General features: G+C 70.2%; 16 protein-coding genes and 1 riboswitch. Of the genes, 5 read left to right on the top strand and 11 right to left on the bottom strand.

Annotated features, from left to right (window positions below):
- Positions 1–29: 29 nt before the first annotated feature.
- The gene (locus AC07A6_RS37985; protein ID WP_007263678.1) at positions 30–311 is read left to right on the top strand and encodes an Lrp/AsnC family transcriptional regulator; all 282 of its coding nucleotides are present in this window, start codon (positions 30–32) and stop codon (positions 309–311) included.
- A 112-nt stretch (positions 312–423) separates the two neighbouring features.
- Here the strand turns inward: AC07A6_RS37985 and AC07A6_RS37980 are convergent, their stop codons facing one another.
- The 6 genes from AC07A6_RS37980 to ctaE form a co-directional block, all read right to left on the bottom strand.
- Positions 424–1,812 (bottom strand): aminotransferase class V-fold PLP-dependent enzyme, encoded by a 1,389-nt coding sequence (locus AC07A6_RS37980; protein WP_478780167.1) that lies wholly within the window; start codon positions 1,810–1,812, stop codon positions 424–426.
- A 229-nt stretch (positions 1,813–2,041) separates the two neighbouring features.
- Positions 2,042–2,158: riboswitch (SAM riboswitch) on the bottom strand.
- Positions 2,159–2,247: 89 nt separating this feature from the next.
- A complete protein-coding gene (gene trpD / locus AC07A6_RS37975; protein ID WP_478780166.1) occupies positions 2,248–3,312 on the bottom strand; it encodes an anthranilate phosphoribosyltransferase in 1,065 nt (354 codons plus the stop codon).
- A gap of 165 nt (positions 3,313–3,477) precedes the next feature.
- A complete protein-coding gene (qcrB, locus tag AC07A6_RS37970) occupies positions 3,478–5,115 on the bottom strand; it encodes a cytochrome bc1 complex cytochrome b subunit (RefSeq protein WP_125818804.1) in 1,638 nt (545 codons plus the stop codon).
- Positions 5,112–6,170: a cytochrome bc1 complex Rieske iron-sulfur subunit gene (qcrA, locus tag AC07A6_RS37965; RefSeq protein ID WP_362468740.1), complete on the bottom strand. Its 1,059-nt coding sequence runs from the start codon at positions 6,168–6,170 to the stop codon at positions 5,112–5,114. Before qcrA ends, qcrB begins: the two co-directional genes overlap by 4 nt.
- Complete coding sequence (qcrC, locus tag AC07A6_RS37960) at positions 6,167–6,976, bottom strand: cytochrome bc1 complex diheme cytochrome c subunit (RefSeq protein ID WP_007263683.1); 810 nt, start codon at positions 6,974–6,976, stop codon at positions 6,167–6,169. Before qcrC ends, qcrA begins: the two co-directional genes overlap by 4 nt.
- A gap of 76 nt (positions 6,977–7,052) precedes the next feature.
- Positions 7,053–7,673, bottom strand: a complete 621-nt coding sequence (gene ctaE / locus AC07A6_RS37955) for an aa3-type cytochrome oxidase subunit III (RefSeq protein ID WP_362468738.1) — start codon at positions 7,671–7,673, stop codon at positions 7,053–7,055.
- A gap of 186 nt (positions 7,674–7,859) precedes the next feature.
- Here ctaE and AC07A6_RS37950 point away from each other — a divergent pair, with 186 nt between their 5' ends.
- A complete protein-coding gene (locus tag AC07A6_RS37950) occupies positions 7,860–8,261 on the top strand; it encodes a DNA-binding transcriptional response regulator (RefSeq protein ID WP_362468736.1) in 402 nt (133 codons plus the stop codon).
- 97 nt (positions 8,262–8,358) lie between these two features.
- Here AC07A6_RS37950 and AC07A6_RS37945 read toward each other — a convergent pair whose 3' ends face one another.
- The 4 genes from AC07A6_RS37945 to ctaC all read right to left on the bottom strand — a co-directional run bounded on the left by AC07A6_RS37945 (position 8,359) and on the right by ctaC (position 12,839).
- A complete protein-coding gene (locus AC07A6_RS37945; RefSeq protein WP_362468734.1) occupies positions 8,359–9,606 on the bottom strand; it encodes a L,D-transpeptidase in 1,248 nt (415 codons plus the stop codon).
- Positions 9,607–9,742: 136 nt separating this feature from the next.
- Entirely contained in the window at positions 9,743–10,141 is a 399-nt protein-coding gene (locus AC07A6_RS37940; RefSeq protein WP_249765692.1) for a cytochrome c oxidase subunit 4, read from the bottom strand.
- Complete coding sequence (gene ctaD / locus AC07A6_RS37935; RefSeq protein WP_125818809.1) at positions 10,138–11,868, bottom strand: aa3-type cytochrome oxidase subunit I; 1,731 nt, start codon at positions 11,866–11,868, stop codon at positions 10,138–10,140. The genes AC07A6_RS37940 and ctaD overlap by 4 nt, the downstream gene beginning before the upstream one ends.
- Complete coding sequence (ctaC, locus tag AC07A6_RS37930) at positions 11,865–12,839, bottom strand: aa3-type cytochrome oxidase subunit II (RefSeq protein ID WP_362468729.1); 975 nt, start codon at positions 12,837–12,839, stop codon at positions 11,865–11,867. Before ctaC ends, ctaD begins: the two co-directional genes overlap by 4 nt.
- Before the next feature lie 305 nt (positions 12,840–13,144).
- On the opposite strand from ctaC, the gene AC07A6_RS37925 reads away from it, so the two are divergent.
- Entirely contained in the window at positions 13,145–14,527 is a 1,383-nt protein-coding gene (locus AC07A6_RS37925) for an aminotransferase class V-fold PLP-dependent enzyme (RefSeq protein WP_478780165.1), read from the top strand.
- A gap of 51 nt (positions 14,528–14,578) precedes the next feature.
- On the opposite strand, the gene AC07A6_RS37920 is transcribed toward AC07A6_RS37925, so the two are convergent.
- On the bottom strand, positions 14,579–15,559 hold the full coding sequence (locus AC07A6_RS37920; protein WP_362468725.1) for a carbohydrate kinase family protein: 981 nt from the start codon (positions 15,557–15,559) through the stop codon (positions 14,579–14,581).
- Between the two features lie 131 nt (positions 15,560–15,690).
- Between AC07A6_RS37920 and AC07A6_RS37915 the strand changes: the two genes are divergently transcribed.
- Both AC07A6_RS37915 and AC07A6_RS37910 read left to right on the top strand, forming a co-directional pair.
- Positions 15,691–15,906, top strand: a complete 216-nt coding sequence (locus tag AC07A6_RS37915; RefSeq protein ID WP_478780164.1) for a hypothetical protein — start codon at positions 15,691–15,693, stop codon at positions 15,904–15,906.
- Between the two features lie 97 nt (positions 15,907–16,003).
- The gene (locus AC07A6_RS37910; protein ID WP_478780163.1) at positions 16,004–17,443 is read left to right on the top strand and encodes a hypothetical protein; all 1,440 of its coding nucleotides are present in this window, start codon (positions 16,004–16,006) and stop codon (positions 17,441–17,443) included.
- The last annotated feature ends 115 nt before the right edge of the window (positions 17,444–17,558 follow it).

Genomic DNA, 17,558 nt, shown 5'->3' with positions numbered 1-17,558 from the left:
CGAACTGCCGGCGAGGGAGACAACCAACCGTGATCACCGCGATCGTGCTCATCAAGACCAGCGTGGACCGGATCCCCGAGATCGCCGAGTCCATCGCGCAGCTGGACAGCGTCAGCGAGGTCTACTCCGTCACCGGTACGTACGACCTGATCGCCCTGGTCCGCGTCGCCCGCCACGAGAACCTCGCGGACATCATCCCGGGCCGCATCAGCAAGATCCCGGGCGTCGAGGCCACCGACACGCACGTCGCGTTCCGCACGTACTCGCAGCACGACCTGGAAGCCGCGTTCGCCATCGGCCTGGACGCGTAGCCGCACCGCTGCGCGGGGCCTCCTGGGGGCTCCGCGCCCAGACCCCCGCGCCTCGAACGCCGGCGGGGCTGGATTCTGCCGACCGGGGTCGGACGCTCCAGCCCCACCGGAACTACACGGCCGGCACGCAGCGGCCCTCTTCCGTGCGGTACTGCCACTTCGCCCCGTCCGCGACGAGTTCCTTCACCGCGCGGACGAACCGCTCGACGTGCTCGTCCGGAGTACCGGCCCCGAAGCTGACCCGGATCGCGTTCAGCGACCGCTCCCCCGGTGCCGCCTCCGGCGCCCCGCACTCCCCCTGGGCCTGCGGCTCACTGCCCAGCAGGGTCCGCACCAGCGGGTGGGCGCAGAACAGCCCGTCCCGCACCCCGATCCCGTACTCGGCGGACAGCGCGGCCGCGAAGTGCGAGCTGTTCCAGCCGTCGACCACGAACGAGATGACGCCGACGCGCGGGGCGTCGTCCCCGAACAGGGACAGCACCCGCACCGCCGGAACCTCCGCCAGGCCCTCGCGGACCTTGGCGATGAGGTGCTCCTCCCGGGCGACGAGGTTCTCGAAGCCGGCCTCCCGCAGCGCCCGGCAGGCGGAGGCGATGGAGTAGACGCCGATCACGTTCGGGGAGCCGGCCTCGTGGCGGGCGGCGGTGGTGTGCCACTCGACGTCGACGCCGCCGTCCTCGCGGCGGGCCACCTTGCGGGAGGCGCCGCCCCCGGCGAGGTACGGCTCCGCCTCCTGGAGCCAGTCGGCGCGGCCGGCGAGTACGCCCGAGCCGAAGGGCGCGTACAGCTTGTGCCCCGAGAAGGCGACCCAGTCCACGTCCAGCTCCCGTACGGAGACGGGGTGGTGGGGGGCCAGCTGGGCGGCGTCCAGCACGATCCGCGCGCCGTGGGCGTGCGCGGCGGCGGCGAGTTCCTTCACCGGCCACAGTTCACCGGTGACGTTGGACGCCCCGGTGACGCACACCAGCGCCGGGCCGTACGGGTCGCGGTCGGCGAGGGCCCGCTCCAGGGTGGCGACGGCCTCGCCGGGGGTGCGGGGGGCGTTGAGGTAGGTGACCCGGGCGTCGCCCCAGGGCAGCAGCGAGGCGTGGTGCTCGGTCTCGAAGACGAAGACCTGGCAGCCGGCCGGCAGCGCGGCGGCGAGCAGGTTGAGGGAGTCGGTGGTGGACCGGGTGAAGACGACCTGGTCGGCGGGGCGGCAGTCGAGGAACTCGGCGACCGTGGCGCGGCTCTGCTCGAACAGGTCGGTGGACAGCTGCGAGAGGTAGCCGGCGCCGCGGTGGACGCTGCCGTAGTACGGGGCGTACGCGGCCACGTCGTCCCAGACCCGCTGGAGCGCGGGGGCGCTGGCCGCGTAGTCCAGGGCCGCGTAGGTGACCTCGCCGCCGGTGACGAGGGGCACGGTGACGTCCCGGCCGAGCACCGGCAGCGGCCCCTCACAGGCGGGGACTTCGGCGGCGGTGGCGCAGGCGGCGGTGGCGGCGTTCAGGGATGCGGACATGGCGGTATCTCCCGGCAGGCAGGGCTGAATGGCTTCGGTGTGCCCGTACGCGGGTGCGGCGGCGCGTGGCGACGGCGGCCGTCAGGGGGTACGGGAAGGTCCTCGGACTGATCGGGGGTACGCGGAAGGGACCCTGGTCCGAGGGTTGAAGAAGGGGCGGAGTCGCCCTATCGCATTCGCTTGCTCACGGAAAACGCTCCTCGAGAGACCAGGACCCCTGGTGTCGAGGGATCCGCGCTTGCCGTAGACCTCGCTGCCTACGACCTGGTCATCACCCGGGGCACCCCGCCACGGAAGGAGGGTTGCCGGACAGCAAGCCGGGGCCTAAACGCTGTCACTCGTGACCTTGGAGAGCATCCTGCCACAAGATCCCGCACGCGCAAGACCCCGGTCCACGATGTGGACCGGGGCCGTGTCCGGAAGGACCGCTCGGGATCAGGTGTTGCTGGCCGTCACCCAGCGGTCCAGGACGGCGCGGGCGGCCCCGGAGTCGATGGCCTCCGCCGCGCGGGCCATGGCGGCCGCGAGCTGCTCCTCCAGCGTGCCCGTGCCGGGGTCCAGCGCCACCAGGGCGCTCGCCGAGTTCAGCAGGACGGCGTCGCGCACCGGGCCCGTCTCCCCCGCCAGCAGGCGGCGGGCGACGTCCGCGTTGTACGACGGGTCGCCGCCGCGCAGGGCCGAGATGTCGACCGTGCCGATGCCGACGTCGCGCGGGTCGAAGGCGTGCTCCGTGACCTCGCCGTCGCGGACCCACCACACCCGGGAGGTCCCGGTGGTGGTCAGCTCGTCCAGGCCGTCGTCGCCGCGGAACACCAGGGCGGAGGTGCCCCGCTCGGCGAGCACCCCGGCCATGATCGGGGCCAGCCGCGGGTCGGCCACGCCGACGGCCTGCGCCTTGACGCGGGCCGGGTTGGTGAGCGGGCCGAGGCCGTTGAACGCGGTGCGCACCCCGAGGTCGCGGCGGGCCGAGGCGGCGTACCGCAGGGCCGGGTGGAAGACGACCGCGGCGCAGAAGGTGATGCCGGCCTCCTCGGCCACCTGCGCCACCCGCTCCGGGGTGAGGGCCAGGTTGACGCCGAGCTTCTCCAGGACGTCGGAGGAGCCGCTGGCGGAGGACGCCGCCCGGTTGCCGTGCTTGACGATCTTGGCGCCGGCACCGGCGGCCACGATGGCGGACATGGTCGAGATGTTGACCGTCTTGGCGCCGTCGCCGCCCGTGCCGACGATGTCCACGGTCCGCCCGGGCACCTCGATCAGGTTGGCGTGGGCGTACATCGTGCGGACCAGCCCCGTGTACTCGGCCACCGTCTCGCCCTTGGCCCGCAGGGCCACGGCGAAGCCCGCGATCTGCGCGTCGGTGGCCTCGCCGCGCATGATCCGCTCCATCGCCCAGGCGGTGTCCTCGGCGGCGAGGTCCTGACGGGTGAGCAGCGCTTCCAGGATGCCCGGCCAGCCGCGGGCCGCCACGCTGTCGCCGCCTGCCGGGGTCGCAACGTTCATGGTCAGCTCCTGCTGCTCGTCGGGGGTCGTACGTCGAATGAGAAGGATCTCTAGCCTATCCAGCCCGGGGGACGGCAAAGAGCCCCGTCCAGTGACTGGACGGGGCTCTCGCCGTGGCGACACCAGGACCGGCCGGGCCGGTCCCTCAAGCGGTCGTGCCGGAGATCAGTGGTGGCCGTGGCCGGACTGGATCTCCTTGTACTCCTCCACCGTGGGCTTCGGAATCTGGTTGTTCTCCGCGTAGAAGCCCTTGCTGAGCTTCGCCCGCAGCTTCTCGCCGCGCGTCACCTTGCGCTCGACACCGTTCTCGTCGACCGTCGGGCCGATCTCGACCGGCTTGTACTGCTCGTGCGCGGTGAGCGTGTGCAGCTTGCCCTGCGACAGCGGCTCGTGGACCTCGACGAACTCACCGTGCGGCAGGCGCTTGATGATGCCGGTCTCGCGACCGTGCAGCACCTTGTCGTGGTCCCGGCGCTGGAGGCCGAGGCAGATCCGCTTGGTGACGATGAACGCCAGGACCGGGACGACGAAGAAGCCGATCCGGACGAACCACGTGATCGAGTTGATCGACAGGTGGAAGTACTGGGCGAACATGTCGTTGCCGCCGCCGATGAGGAGCACGATGTACTCCGCGATCCAGGCGACACCGAAGGCCGTACGGGTCGGGACGTTGCGCGGGCGGTCCAGGATGTGGTGCTCGCGCTTGTCGCCGGTGACCCAGGACTCGATGAACGGCCAGACGGCGATGGCGCCGAGGACCAGCGGGAAGAGCAGCAGCGGGATGAACACGCCCAGGACGAGCGTGTGGCCCCACAGGTTGATCTCCCAGCCCGGCATGGCTCGGATGAGGCCTTCCGGCATACCCATGTACCAGTCGGGCTGCGCACCGGTGGACACGTGGTCCGGGCGGTACGGGCCGAGCGCCCAGATCGGGTTGATCGAGGCGATCGCCGCGATGGCCGCGATGACACCGAAGACCAGGAAGAAGAAGCCTCCGGCCTTGGCCATGTAGACCGGCAGCAGCGGCATGCCGACGACGTTGTTGTTCGTCTTGCCGGGGCCGGCGAACTGGGTGTGCTTGTGGAAGAACACCAGGATCAGGTGCGCGACCAGCAGGCCCATCATGATGCCGGGCAGCAGCAGGATGTGCACCGAGTAGAAGCGCGCGACGAAGTCGCCGCCCGGGAACTCCCCGCCGAAGAGGAACATCGACAGGTAGGTGCCGACGACCGGGACGGACAGGATGGCGCCCTGCATGAAGCGGACACCGGTACCCGAGAGCAGGTCGTCCGGCAGCGAGTAACCGGTGAAGCCGGTGAACATGCCGAGGACCAGCAGCAGGAAGCCGAAGATCCAGTTGACCTCACGCGGCTTGCGGAACGCGCCGGTGAAGAAGACGCGCATCATGTGCACGACCATGGCCGCGACGAAGATCAGCGCCGCCCAGTGGTGGATCTGGCGGATCAGCAGGCCACCGCGGACGTCGAAGCTGATGTCCAGGGTCGAGGCGAAGGCCTCGGACATCATGACGCCCTGCATCGGCACGTACGAGCCGTGGTACACGACCTCGTTCATGCTCGGGTGGAAGAACAGCGTCAGGTACACACCCGTGAGGATGATGATGATGAAGCTGTAGAGGCAGATCTCACCCAGCATGAAGGACCAGTGGTCCGGGAAGATCTTGCGCATGTTGGCCTTGGCGAGGCCGTAGATGCCCAGGCGGCCGTCCGCCCAGTCGGCTACGCGCTCGCCGCGCGACGCGTTGCGCGCCGGGCCGGCCGAGGTGTTCGTGGAGGTGCTCATCCGCGCTCCCAGAATGCAGGACCGACGGGCTCTTCGAAGTCGCCGTGCGCCTCGAGGAAGCCTTCGTCATTCACGCCGATCCGCAGCTGCGGAAGCGCGTGACCGGCCGGGCCGAAGATGACACGGGCGCCGTCGGAGAGGTCGAAGGTGGACTGGTGGCACGGGCAGAGCACGTGGTGCGTCTGCTGCTCGTACAGGCTGATCGGGCAGCCGACGTGGGTGCAGATCTTGGAGAAGGCGACGATCCCCTCGTGGGACCACTCCAGCTCCTGCTTGTCCTTGATGTCCTCCGGCTTGATGCGGACGATCATCAGGGCGGCCTTGGCGATCTGCGTCTGGAAGTCGTGCTGGTCCTCCTCCAGGCCTTCCGGCATGGCGAAGGTCAGCGAACCGACCAGGACGTCCTCGGGACGCAGCGGCTCCATCGTGTTCTGGTTGATGAGCAGCTTGCCCTTGGACCACAGGGTCTTGCGCAGCTTGTCCTCGGGCAGCGGGCCCAGGTCGCGCAGGATCACGACGGCGGAGAGCGGCAGCAGGGCCAGCGCGCCGAGCATCGTGTTGCGGATCAGCGGGCGGCGGCCGATGCCGGACTCGTTCGCACCGTCGGCGAAGTCCTGCATGACCTTCGCCTTGACCTCCGGGGAGGCGGCGATCTCGTGGCGCTCGTCGGCGACCTCGACGTCCGACATCAGCGTGCGGGCCCAGTGGACCGCGCCGGCGCCGATGCAGAACAGGGCCGTGCCGAGCGTCATGCCGAGCGCGAAGTTGAGCGCGCTGACCTTGCCGATCGGGAAGATGAACACGATCTTGTCGACCGGGAAGGCCACGTACGAGGCGATGAAGCCGATCGTGGCCAGCATCGACAGCGTGAACAGCATCGCGACCGTGCGCTCGGACCGCTTGGCGGCCCGCTCGTCGATGTCCTGGATGCGCGGCTTGTGGACCGGGAGGCCGGGGTCCGCGAACGGGTCGTCCGCGACCGCTACGGCACCGTGGTGCGCGTCGCCCTGCTCGCTCGGCAGGTGCTTGTCTTCGGGAATGTCTTGGCTACTCATGACTTCTTGGCCTTAGCGGTGTGGGCCGCGACCCAGACGGCAACAGCGATCAGCGCACCCAGACCGAAGATCCAGCCGAACAGACCCTCGGAGACGGGACCGAGGCCGCCGAGCTTGAGGCCACCGGGGCTGGTGGACTTCTCGCCGTTGACGTTCTCGAGGTACGCGATGATGTCCTTCTTCTGCTTCTCCGGCATGGTGCTGTCCGGGAAGGAGGGCATGTTCTGCGGGCCGGTCAGCATGGCCTCGTAGATGTGCTTCGGCGAGACGTCCTCGAGGTTCGGGGCGTACTTGCCGTTGGTCAGCGCGCCACCCTCGCCGGTGAAGTTGTGGCACTGCGCGCAGTTGTTGCGGAACAGCTCGCCACCAGCGGCGATGTCGGCACCCGCCGGGTCGTACTGCTTCTCGGTCGGCGTGATCGGGCCGGCACCGAGGGACGCGATGTACGCCGCGAGCTGGTCGATCTGGGGCTGGGTGTAGATGTTCGGCTTCTTCGGCACCTGGGCGCCGGGCTGCTGGGCGGGCATGCGGCCCGTGCTCACCTGGAAGTCGACGGCCGCGGAGCCGACGCCGACCAGGCTGGGGCCGTCAGTGGAACCCTGACCGCCGGTTCCGTGGCAGCTTGCGCAGCCCACGGCGTAGAGCTTCTTGCCCTCCTCGATGGCGAGGGACTGGGCGGTTTCATCGGCCTGCGCCTTGCCCGCGGGCGCGAAGGCGGCGTACAGCCCCCCCGTGACCGCCAGCGCGAAGAGTAGAACGACGACCGCCGCCAGCGGATGGCGTCGTCGTGCGGAGAGCTTTTTCACGGATTACCCCGGTGTCAGGATCTTCTGCGTCGGTGTTTCTGGACGGTGTGCCGAGCGGTACCCGGCGACGTGATCGCTACTTGATCAGGTAGATCGTCGCGAAGAGGCCGATCCAGACGACATCGACGAAGTGCCAGTAGTAGGACACGACGATGGCCGACGTGGCCTGTTCGTGGGTGAACCTCTTGGCCGCGTACGTCCGGCCGAGGACCAGCAGGAAGGCGATGAGACCGCCCGTCACGTGCAGACCGTGGAAGCCGGTGGTCAGGTAGAAGACCGTGCCGTACGGGCCGGACGAGAGGGACATGCCCTCGTGCTTGACCAGCTCGGTGTACTCGAACACCTGGCCGCCAATGAAGATCGCACCCATGACGAACGTGATGATGAACCACGTCCGGAGCTTCTTCACGTCACCGCGCTCGGCGGCGAACACGCCGAGCTGGCAGGTGAGGGAGGAGAGCACCAGGATCGTGGTGTTCGTCGCCGAGAAGGGCAGATTCAAGGCCGCGGCCTGCTCTGTCCAGTACTCGGCACCCGTCACGGATCGCAGGGTGAAGTACATCGCGAAGAGGGCCGCGAAGAACATCAGCTCGGAACTCAACCAGATGATGGTTCCGACGCTGACGAGGTTCGGCCGATTGACCGTCGGGTGCGCGTGCCCGGTATCTACTGTCGTTGCTGTCGCCACGACCGACATTATGTCGGTCGCTTATCCCGCCCTCACCCCGGGGGGTGCCGTTCGGAGTGTCAGGGGGGTGTGCAAGGCCCGAACGGCCCATCAGGAGACCGCTCGCGAGGCTTGCGGAACCGATGTTGACAGCGGGTCGGACGGAGTAGCATCCCGCGCATCATCAGCGTGATTCACGGCCAGGTGGAGGACGAAATGCGGGCGACTGCGCGGGTTCTGGTCTACAGCGACGACGCGGGCACCCGGGAGCAGGTGCGGCTGGCCGCCGGGCGCAGGCCCGCGGCGGACCTGCCGCCGGTGGAGTTCCTGGAGTGCGCCACGCTTCCAGCGGTCCTCAAGGAGCTGGACGCGGGCGGCATCGACCTGTGCGTGCTGGACGGCGAGGCGGTTCCGGCCGGGGGCATGGGCGTGTGCCGGCAGATCAAGGACGAGATCTTCCGGTGCCCCCCGGTGCTGCTGCTGATGGGACGGCCCCAGGACGCGTGGCTGGCCACGTGGAGCCGGGCGGACGCGGCGGTCACCCTTCCGGTGGACCCCGTCGACTTCCCCGACACCCTGGCGGGGCTGTTGAGGTCGCGGCTGTCGCCGGCCGCCTGAGGCTGCTGGGGCGCCCGGGGCGCCCGGTTGCACGACACGGGCCCGCGGTCCGGCCTGTCGGCCGGGACGCGGGCCCGTGCGGCCTTCTGCGGGGCTCTCAGACGGTGGGGCGCAGTCGCGCCTGGTCGACGGGGCTGCGGCCCTCCTGGGTGCCCTTGAGGAGGGCGCTGCCCTCGCGCCACTCCTTCCACTCCATGTTCCAGTCGCCGAAGCCGTTCCCGAAGGTGTCCATGTCGTCGCCGATGCTGTTGATCACCTTGACGATGTCGCCCTCGGTGATGTTCTCGTAGAACCAGGCGGCGTTGCCGGTGCTCATGCCGGTGCAGCCGTGGCTGACGTTCTCGTAGCCCTGGGAGCCGACCGACCAGGGCGCGGCGTGGACGTACTCGCCGCTCCAGGTGACCCGGGTGGCGTAGTAGACGGGCAGGTTGTAGTACTCGCTGCCGCCGATGCCGACGGTGTCGCCGCGCATCTGGACGAAGTACTGCTTGCCGAGTACCACCTTGACCCCGTTGCGGGTGGAGAAGCCGGGCTTGCCGGTGGTCACCGGGATGGTGTTGATCACTTCGCCGTTGCGCTCGAAGGTGAGGTAGTGCGAGGCGGCGTCGGTGGTGACCTCGACGCGGTCGCCGATCTCCAGCTTCAGGGGCTTGGACGCGGCTCCGTGGAGTTCGTCGGAGACCTTGATGCCCTCCAGGTTGCTCCGTACGGAGACGGTGGTGTGGGCGGGCCAGTAGTCCTTCGGGCGGTAGTGCAGGTTCTTGTCGTCCACCCAGTGCCAGGCGCCGTCGACGCCGGCGGGCGCGTCGACGACGAGGGCCCGTTCGACGATGGCGCGGGCGGCCTTGTCCTTGACGGGCTCGTTGAGTTCGGCGGTGAGGGGCTGTCCGACGCCGTACTTGCCCTCGTCCGGGCCGAATTCGACCTTGAGGACCGTCTTGGCCGGGGTGGTCTCGAAAGTCAGCGTGCGCTGCCCCGGGGCGCCGCGCTGGTCCTCCGTGCTGACGAGGACCGTGTAGCGCACTCCCGCGGCCATGGGGACGGTGCTGTGCCAGCGGTCGCCCTTGGCGGAGAGTTCGCCCGCCAGGCGGCGGCCGTGGGTGTCGACGGCCATCACGTCGGTGATCCGCGCCTCGGCTCCCTTGGCGGTGACCTCCAGCGGCTTGTCCGGATCGGTGGGGCGGCCGCCCGGGGGCTGGTTGAAGACGATCTGGTCGCCCGCGTCGTACGGGCGGGCGGACAGCGGGTTGTTGTCGCCGGACCCGCATGCGGTGGCGCCGGCCCCGAGGGACGCGACCAGCAGGGAGCAGCTGAGTACCGTCCAAAGACGCGGTGAGTGGTTCATGCGCCCAACGCTATGAAGATATGACAAATCCAGCGCGCGGGGTGACTGCAAACGAGGGGCCCGGACTCCTCCGAAAAGGTGTCCGGGCCCCTCTGTACTGCTCTCTACTGCTCTGTGCGGCTCGTACCGCTACCGCTTACTGATTCTGGTTCTCACCGCGGTAGTACTCGTACACCCAGCCCCACAGGCCGATCAGGATGATCGGGGCCGAGAAGTACATGAGCCACCAGCCGAAGACGACGCCCATGAACGCGAGCGCGCCACCGATGGCGAGCGAGAGCGGCTGCCAGCTGTGCGGGGAGAAGAACCCCAGCTCGCCGGCCTCGTCCGCGACGTCGGCCTCCAGGTTGTCCTGGGCCATCTCGTCCACGCGCTTGGCCGTGAAGGCCAGGTAGTAGCCGATCATGGCGCTCAGGCCGAAGGCCAGCGCGAGAGCGGTGGTTCCGACCGGCTCCTTCGACCAGACGCCGTAAACGACGGTCATGATCAGGATGAAGACGGAGAGCCAGAGGAACATCTTGCCCTGGATCTTCACTTGCCGGCCTCCTTGCCACCGGTGACGGCCTTCGCCGGGGCGTGGTCCTCGAGGTGGTCGAGGGCCGCGATCTCCGGGTGGTGCAGGTCGAACGCCGGCGATTCACTGCGGATGCGCGGCAGGGTGAGGAAGTTGTGCCGCGGCGGCGGGCAGGACGTCGCCCATTCGAGCGAACGGCCGTAGCCCCACGGGTCGTCGACCTCGATCTTCTTGCCGTACTTCGCCGTCTTCCAGACGTTGTACATGAAGGGCAGCATCGACAGGCCCAGCAGGAAGGAGCTGATCGTGGAGATGGTGTTCAGCGCCGTGAAGCCGTCGGCCGCGAGGTAGTCCGCGTAACGACGCGGCATGCCCTCGGCGCCCAGCCAGTGCTGCACCAGGAAGGTGCCGTGGAAGCCGATGAACAGCGTCCAGAAGGTGATCTTGCCGAGGCGCTCGTCCAGCATCTTGCCCGTGAACTTCGGCCACCAGAAGTGGAAGCCGGAGAACATCGCGAAGACCACGGTGCCGAAGATGACGTAGTGGAAGTGCGCGACGACGAAGTACGAGTCGGAGACGTGGAAGTCCATCGGGGGCGAGGCCAGGATGACGCCGGTCAGACCACCGAAGGTGAAGGTGATCAGGAAGCCGACGGCCCACAGCATCGGGGTCTCGAAGGACAGCGAGCCCTTCCACATGGTGCCGATCCAGTTGAAGAACTTCACACCGGTCGGTACCGCGATCAGGAAGGTCATGAAGGAGAAGAACGGCAGCAGCACACCGCCGGTGACGTACATGTGGTGCGCCCACACGGTCACCGAGAGGCCGGCGATCGCGATCGTCGCGGCGATCAGACCGATGTAACCGAACATCGGCTTGCGCGAGAAGACCGGGATGACCTCGGAGATGATTCCGAAGAACGGCAGCGCGATGATGTACACCTCTGGGTGTCCGAAGAACCAGAAGAGGTGCTGCCACAAGAGTGCGCCGCCGTTGGCCGCGTCGAAGACGTGCGCGCCGAACTTGCGGTCGGCCTCCAGCGCGAAGAGCGCGGCGGCGAGGACCGGGAAGGCGAGCAGGACCAGGACACCGGTCAGCAGCACGTTCCAGGTGAAGATCGGCATGCGGAACATCGTCATGCCGGGAGCGCGCATGCAGATGATCGTGGTGATGAAGTTGACCGAGCCGAGGATCGTGCCGAAGCCGGAGAAGGCCAGACCCATGATCCACATGTCGGCGCCGATGCCCGGCGAGCGGACCGCGTCCGACAGCGGGGAGTAGGCGAACCAGCCGAAGTCGGCGGCACCCGAGGGGGTGACGAAGCCGGCCACCGCGATGGTCGAGCCGAAGAGGTAAAGCCAGTACGCGAACATGTTCAGCCGCGGGAACGCCACGTCGGGCGCGCCGATCTGCAGCGGCATGATCCAGTTCGCGAAGCCGGCGAACAGCGGGGTCGCGAACATCAGCAGCATGATCGTGCCATGCATGGTGAACGCCTGGTTGAACTGTTCGTTCGACATGATCTGCGTGCCCGGACGGGCCAGCTCGGCGCGCATGAAGAGCGCCATGATCCCGCCGATGATGAAGAACACGAACGACGTGACCAGGTACATCGTGCCGATGGTCTTGTGGTCGGTGGTGGTGAGCCACTTCACGACCACGTTGCCCGGCTGCTTGCGCCGCACCGGCAGCTCGTTCTCGTACGAGTCAGCTGCGGCGGCACCCTGGGATTCGTTGAGGATGCTCACAGTTTGTTCGTCTCCGCATTCCGGGCCGGGTCAGTCTGCTTGATGCCGGCCGGCAGGAAGCCGGTCTGACCCTTCTCCGCCAGCTCCTTCAGGTGCGCCCGGTACTTCTCCGGGGAGACGACCTTCACGTTGAAGAGCATGCGGGAGTGGTCGACACCGCAGAGCTCGGCACACTTGCCCATGAAGGTGCCTTCCTGGGTCGGGGTGACCTCGAAGACGTTGGTGTGACCGGGGATCACGTCCTGCTTGAACAGGAAGGGCACCACCCAGAACGAGTGGATGACGTCGTTCGACGACAGGATGAAGCGGACCTTCTCGCCCTTGGGCAGGTAGAGGGTCGGCCCCGGGTTGCCGGTCTGGATGTTCCGGTCGCCGGGAACACCCTTCTCGTAGACGCCCTCGGCGCCCGCCGGGAACTGCTTGATGAAGCGGTCCGGCAGGGAGGCGAGCTCCTTCGGGGTCTCGCCCGCCTTCGGGGTCGCGGCATCGCCGTCGACGTTCTCGACGTAGTTGAAGCCCCAGCTCCACTGGAAGCCGATCACGTTGATCGTGTGCGCCGGCTTCTTGGAGAGGGAGAGCAGCTTCGACTCATCACGCGCGGTGAAGTAGAAGAGCACCGAGACGATGATGAGCGGGACCACGGTGTACAGCGCCTCGATCGGCATGTTGTACCGGGTCTGCGCGGGGACCTCGATCTTCGTCCGGCTACGCCGGTGGAAGATGACGCTCCACATGATCAGGCCCCACACCAGGATGCCCGTGATGAGAGCGGCCGCCCAGGATCCCTGCCACAGGGAGAGGATGCGAGGCGCCTCCTCCGTGACCGGGGTGGGCATTCCGAGGCGGGGGAAGTCTTTCCAGGTGTACGAGCAACCAGTGGCGGTCGCCAGGACCACGCCCGCAGTCAGCGCCTGCAGCAGCTTCCGCCGCATCGGGCGCCGCGGCGAGCGGTCGGAGCCGTAGGGACTCACGTAGCGCCTTCCCGAGAGTCTCGGCCCGCGCGGCCGGCCGCGGCCGTGTTCGGGTCGGTCGCCGGCCCTGACGCAGGCAGGGGTTTGGATGTTTATGCGGACCAAACCCTACTGGACGCTATTTGGGGTCGCGCGGGGAGGGTGCCCAACGCGCCGCTACTGCCCCCGAAGGGATGGATCCGCCGTACGGGGGACGGGCCGAACGGCCCTGAACGGCGGGCTCCGGACGGCATCTGACGGTCCCTGAACCGGATGCGCGCGGGGCGGGCCCCGCCCGGACTCCGGCCACCATCTACCGTGGCCGGATGCCGTACTTCGACACCGCGTCCGCCGCTCCCCTGCACCCCGTGGCCCGTCAGGCGCTCCAGGCCGCCCTGGACGAGGGCTGGGCGGACCCCGCCCGGCTGTACCGGGAGGGGCGGCGGGCCAGGCTGCTGCTGGACGCGGCGCGCGAGGCGGCGGCCGAGGCGGTGGGATGCCGCGCCGACGAGCTCGTGTTCACTCCTTCGGGGACGCACGCGGTTCACACCGGCATGGCGGGCGTGCTCGCGGGACGCCGGCGGACGGGCGGCCATCTGGTCGTATCGGCGGTGGAGCACAGCTCCGTACTCCATGCGGCGGACGCGCACGCGGCGGCCGGCGGGACGGTGACGGAGGTTCCGGTGGACCGGCTCGGCGCGGTCTCCGCCGCCGGGTACGAAGCCGCGCTCTCCTCCACCACGGCTCTGGCGTGTCTCCAGTCCGCCAACCACGAGGTGGGCACGGTCCAGCCGGTGGCCGAGGTCGCCGAGGTCTGCGGGGCCGCCGGGGTGCCGCTGCTCGTGGACGCCGCCCAGTCGCTGGGGTGGGGCCGGGTGGAGGGCGCGTGGTCGGTCCTGGCGGCCAGCGCCCACAAGTGGGGCGGCCCGCCCGGGGTGGGCCTCCTCGCCGTCCGCAAGGGTGTCCGGTTCTCCGCCCAAGGCCCCGTCGACGAGCGGGAGTCGGGCCGCTCCCCCGGCTTCGCCAACCTGCCCGCCATCGTCGCGGCGGCGGCCTCGCTGCGGGCGGTGCGGGCCGAGGCGGACGCGGAGGCGGCCCGGCTGCGGATCCTGGTGGACCGGCTGCGGCGGCGGGTGGTCCGGCTGGTGCCCGACGTCGAGGTGGTCGGGGACGCCGACCGGCGCCTGCCCCACCTGGTCACGTTCTCCTGCCTCTACGTCGACGGGGAGACCCTGCTGCACGAGCTGGACCGGGCGGGGTACTCCGTCTCCTCCGGCTCCTCCTGCACCAGCTCCACGCTGACCCCCAGTCACGTGCTGCGGGCGATGGGGGTGCTGTCGGAGGGGAACGTACGGGTCTCCCTGCCGCCGGGCACCTCCGCCGACGAGGTCAACGGCTTCCTGGAGGTACTGCCGGGCGCGGTGGCGGGCGTACGGGAGAAGCTCGGCGTCCCGGAAGCCGCTCCTCCGGCGGCCCCGGTGGCGGAGTCGGTCGAGATCGACGCCCTGGGCCTGCGCTGCCCGCAGCCGGTGATCGAGCTGGCCCGGGCCATCGCCACGGTCCCGGTCGGCGGCACCGTCACGGTCGTCTCCGACGACGAGGTGGCCCGCCTGGACATCCCGGCGTGGTGCGCGATGCGCGGCCACACGTACCTGGGCGAAGCCCCGCGGGGTGCGGGCGTGGCGTACCAGGTCCGCCGGGAGGCGTGACCCCCTTTTGACGCGCCGCTCGCGCGGCGCGTCAAGGAGGAGTGCGGCGCGTTAAGAGGCGGCCAGGTGCGCGCGCACCTCGGCGGCGGCCTCTTCGCCGTAGGCCTTCGTGAAGCGCTCCATGAAGTGGGCACGGGCCAGGGTGTACTCCTGGGTGCCCAGGGTCTCGATGACCAGGGTGGCCAGCATGCAGCCGATCTGCGCGGCCCGCTCCAGGCCGACGCCCCAGCCGAGGCCCGTCAGGAAGCCCGCGCGGAACGCGTCGCCGACGCCGGTCGGGTCGACCTTCGCGGTCTCCTCCGGGCAGCCGACCAGGATCGGCTCGTGGCCGACGCGGTCGATGCGCACGCCCTGCGAGCCGAGGGTGGTGACGCGGGTGCCGACCTTGGCGAGGATCTCCTCGTCGGTCCAGCCGGACTTCGACTCGATGAGGCCCTTCTCGTACTCGTTCGAGAAGAGGTACGTCGCGCCCTCCATCAGGGTGCGGATGTTCTCGCCGTCCATGCGGGCGATCTGCTGCGAGAAGTCCGCGGCGAAGGGGATCCCGCGGGTGCGGCACTCCTCCGTGTGGCGGAGCATCGCCTCGGGGTCGTCGGCGCCGATGAGGACGAGGTCGAGTCCGCCCACGCGGTCGGCGACGGCCTTGAGCTCGATCTGGCGGGCCTCGCTCATCGCGCCCGTGTAGAAGGAGCCGATCTGGTTGTGGTCGGCGTCGGTCGTGCAGACGAAGCGCGCGGTGTGCAGCACCTCGGAGATCCGGACGGACTCGGTGTCGACCCCGTGGCGGTCCAGCCACGCGCGGTACTCGTCGAAGTCCGAGCCGGCCGCGCCGACGAGGATCGGGCGGCTGCCGAGCTGGCCCATGCCGAAGCAGATGTTCGGGCCGACGCCGCCCCGCCGCACGTCGAGGTTGTCGACGAGGAAGGAGAGGGAGACCGTGTGGAGCTGGTCGGCGACGAACTGGTCGGCGAAGCGGCCCGGGAAGGTCATGAGGTGGTCGGTGGCGATGGAGCCGGTGACTGCGATGCGCACGGCGTGGATGCTCCTGCGGATGACGGCGGGTGACAATCAAAACTACCGGGTCCGCGCCCATACTCCGACCCGGCGAAACTACCCCGTAGTAGGACTTCCTTCGCCCAGGATGGCGCCCATACGGTGCCCCCATGACCTATACCGATGGCTTCGGGTACGCGGACCACGCCTCCGACGCGCGGCCCGGCTTCGCACGGCTGCTCGGCGACTGCGCCCGGATGGCCCCGCACTGGCCCGTGGAGCGGGAGCCCCGGCCGGGGCGGGTGGCGCCCTCGCAGATCCACGGGGTGAGCGTCCCGCCCTCCTCGGCCCGGCTGATCGCCGGCACCGCCGCGTACGGCGACTAGGGCGGCTGGGGCAACCGGGGGAACGAGGGGAACCGGTTTCGCGGCCGACGCGTCACACCCGCATCACGTACGGCGGGACACGCTAAGGAGCGATGCGGTGACCAGCGAACAACCCGACACATCACGCGGCACACGACGGCGGCCCGCCTGGGCCGTCGGCTCGATCGCGGCCGCCGTCCTGCTGGCCGGCGGCGGTACGGCGTACTGGGCGTCGACGGCGTACGGCGACGCCTCGGGCGGCACGGCCCGTACGGCTGACAGCGCGGCCGTCGCGCCGCGCTCGGCGGGGTCCCCGACGGGCCCCGGCATCGCCCCCGGGGAGCCGGACCCCTCCGGCGGGCCGGTGACGTACCGGGCGGACGTGAAGCTGCCCGACGGGCCGGGCACCGCACCCGCCTTCGCCGCGTCCGGGGAGGTGGCCTCCGACGAGGTGGCCCGGCTCGCGAAGGCGCTCGGCGTCGCCGGCGTGCCCCGCCTGGTCGGCGAAACCTGGCAGGCCGGCGAGGCCGCCGACGGCTCCGGGCCCCGGCTCACGGTGACCCGCAAGGCCCCCGGCACCTGGGCGTTCTCGCGCTACCAGGGCGGCGGCACCGGTGTCGGGGACGACTGCGTGCGCGGCAAGGACACCTGTGGCCCGGCCACGCTCCCCCAGGGCCCCCAGGAGGGTGCGGGCGCGGCGAAGCCCGTCTCCGAGCAGGCCGCGAAGGCCGCCGCGGCGCCGGTGCTCGCGGCCGCCGGGCAGGGCGACGCCAAGGTGGACGCGCACCTCACCCAGGGTTCCGTCCGGGTGGTGAGCGCCGACCCGGTGGTGGGCGGGCTCCCGACCCAGGGCTGGTCCAGCAAGATCAGCGTCGGGGCCGACGGCGCGGTGGTGGCGGGCAGCGGGGAGCTGAAGGCCCCGGTCCGCGCGGGCGAGCAGGCCGTGGTCGGGGCCGCCGAGGCCCTGGAGCGGCTCAACGCGGCGGCGAAGGGCGGCGACGGCACCGGCCCGGGCCCGAGCGGCTGTGCGACCACGGTGCCGCTGACCCCGGACACCCCGACGGGCGCGACGGACACCTTGCCCTGCAACCCGGAGCCGCGGCCGATGAAGCCGCCGCGGACCGAGAGCGTGCGGGGGGCCGTGCTGGGGCTGGTCGCGGGCACCGTGGACGGCGGGCGGGGCCTCGTGCCGGCCTGGCTGTTCGAGGTGGCGGGCGCGCAGGGCAAGCCGGGCCGCACGGTGGCCCAGCCGGCCGCGGCGCAGGACGCGGGCACGCCGGTGCCGTCGAAGCCGCACACCGTGCCGGGGTTCTCGTACGCCCAGGCCGACCGGACGCTGACGGTGAACTTCTGGGGCGGGGTGTGCAGCACCTACACCCTGGAGGCCCGGGAGGAGGCGGCTTCTGTCCTGGTGAAGATCACGGACACCCCGAACAAGCCCGACCAGGCCTGCATCATGATCGCGCAGGAGATGGCGCTGACGGCGACGCTCCAGCAGCCGCTCGGCGACCGCAAGGTGGTCGACGCCACGTCGGGCAAGCCGCTCCCCCGCCAGTAGGCCCGGCGGCGGAACGCGCGAGGGGGGGGGGGGGGAGGGGGGGGGGGGGGGGTGGGGGGGGGGGGGGGGGGGGGTGGGCGGGGGGGGGGGGGGGGGGGGGGGAGGTCGGAACGCC

It is taken from the genome of Streptomyces sp. NPDC044002 (assembly GCF_056434525.1).
This window is presented reverse-complemented; position numbering and strand designations above follow the sequence as displayed.

What these genes read in the sequence shown, in the direction of transcription:
- AC07A6_RS37980 (WP_478780167.1), bottom strand. Translation starts at nt 1,812, where the DNA reads ATGTCCGCATCCCTGAACGCCGCCACCGCCGCCTGCGCCACCGCCGCC.
- trpD (WP_478780166.1), bottom strand. Translation starts at nt 3,312, where the DNA reads ATGAACGTTGCGACCCCGGCAGGCGGCGACAGCGTGGCGGCCCGCGGC.
- qcrB (WP_125818804.1), bottom strand. Translation starts at nt 5,115, where the DNA reads ATGAGCACCTCCACGAACACCTCGGCCGGCCCGGCGCGCAACGCGTCG.
- qcrA (WP_362468740.1), bottom strand. Translation starts at nt 6,170, where the DNA reads ATGAGTAGCCAAGACATTCCCGAAGACAAGCACCTGCCGAGCGAGCAG.
- ctaE (WP_362468738.1), bottom strand. Translation starts at nt 7,673, where the DNA reads ATGTCGGTCGTGGCGACAGCAACGACAGTAGATACCGGGCACGCGCAC.
- AC07A6_RS37950 (WP_362468736.1), top strand. Translation starts at nt 7,860, where the DNA reads ATGCGGGCGACTGCGCGGGTTCTGGTCTACAGCGACGACGCGGGCACC.
- AC07A6_RS37945 (WP_362468734.1), bottom strand. Translation starts at nt 9,606, where the DNA reads ATGAACCACTCACCGCGTCTTTGGACGGTACTCAGCTGCTCCCTGCTG.
- AC07A6_RS37925 (WP_478780165.1), top strand. Translation starts at nt 13,145, where the DNA reads ATGCCGTACTTCGACACCGCGTCCGCCGCTCCCCTGCACCCCGTGGCC.
- AC07A6_RS37915 (WP_478780164.1), top strand. Translation starts at nt 15,691, where the DNA reads ATGACCTATACCGATGGCTTCGGGTACGCGGACCACGCCTCCGACGCG.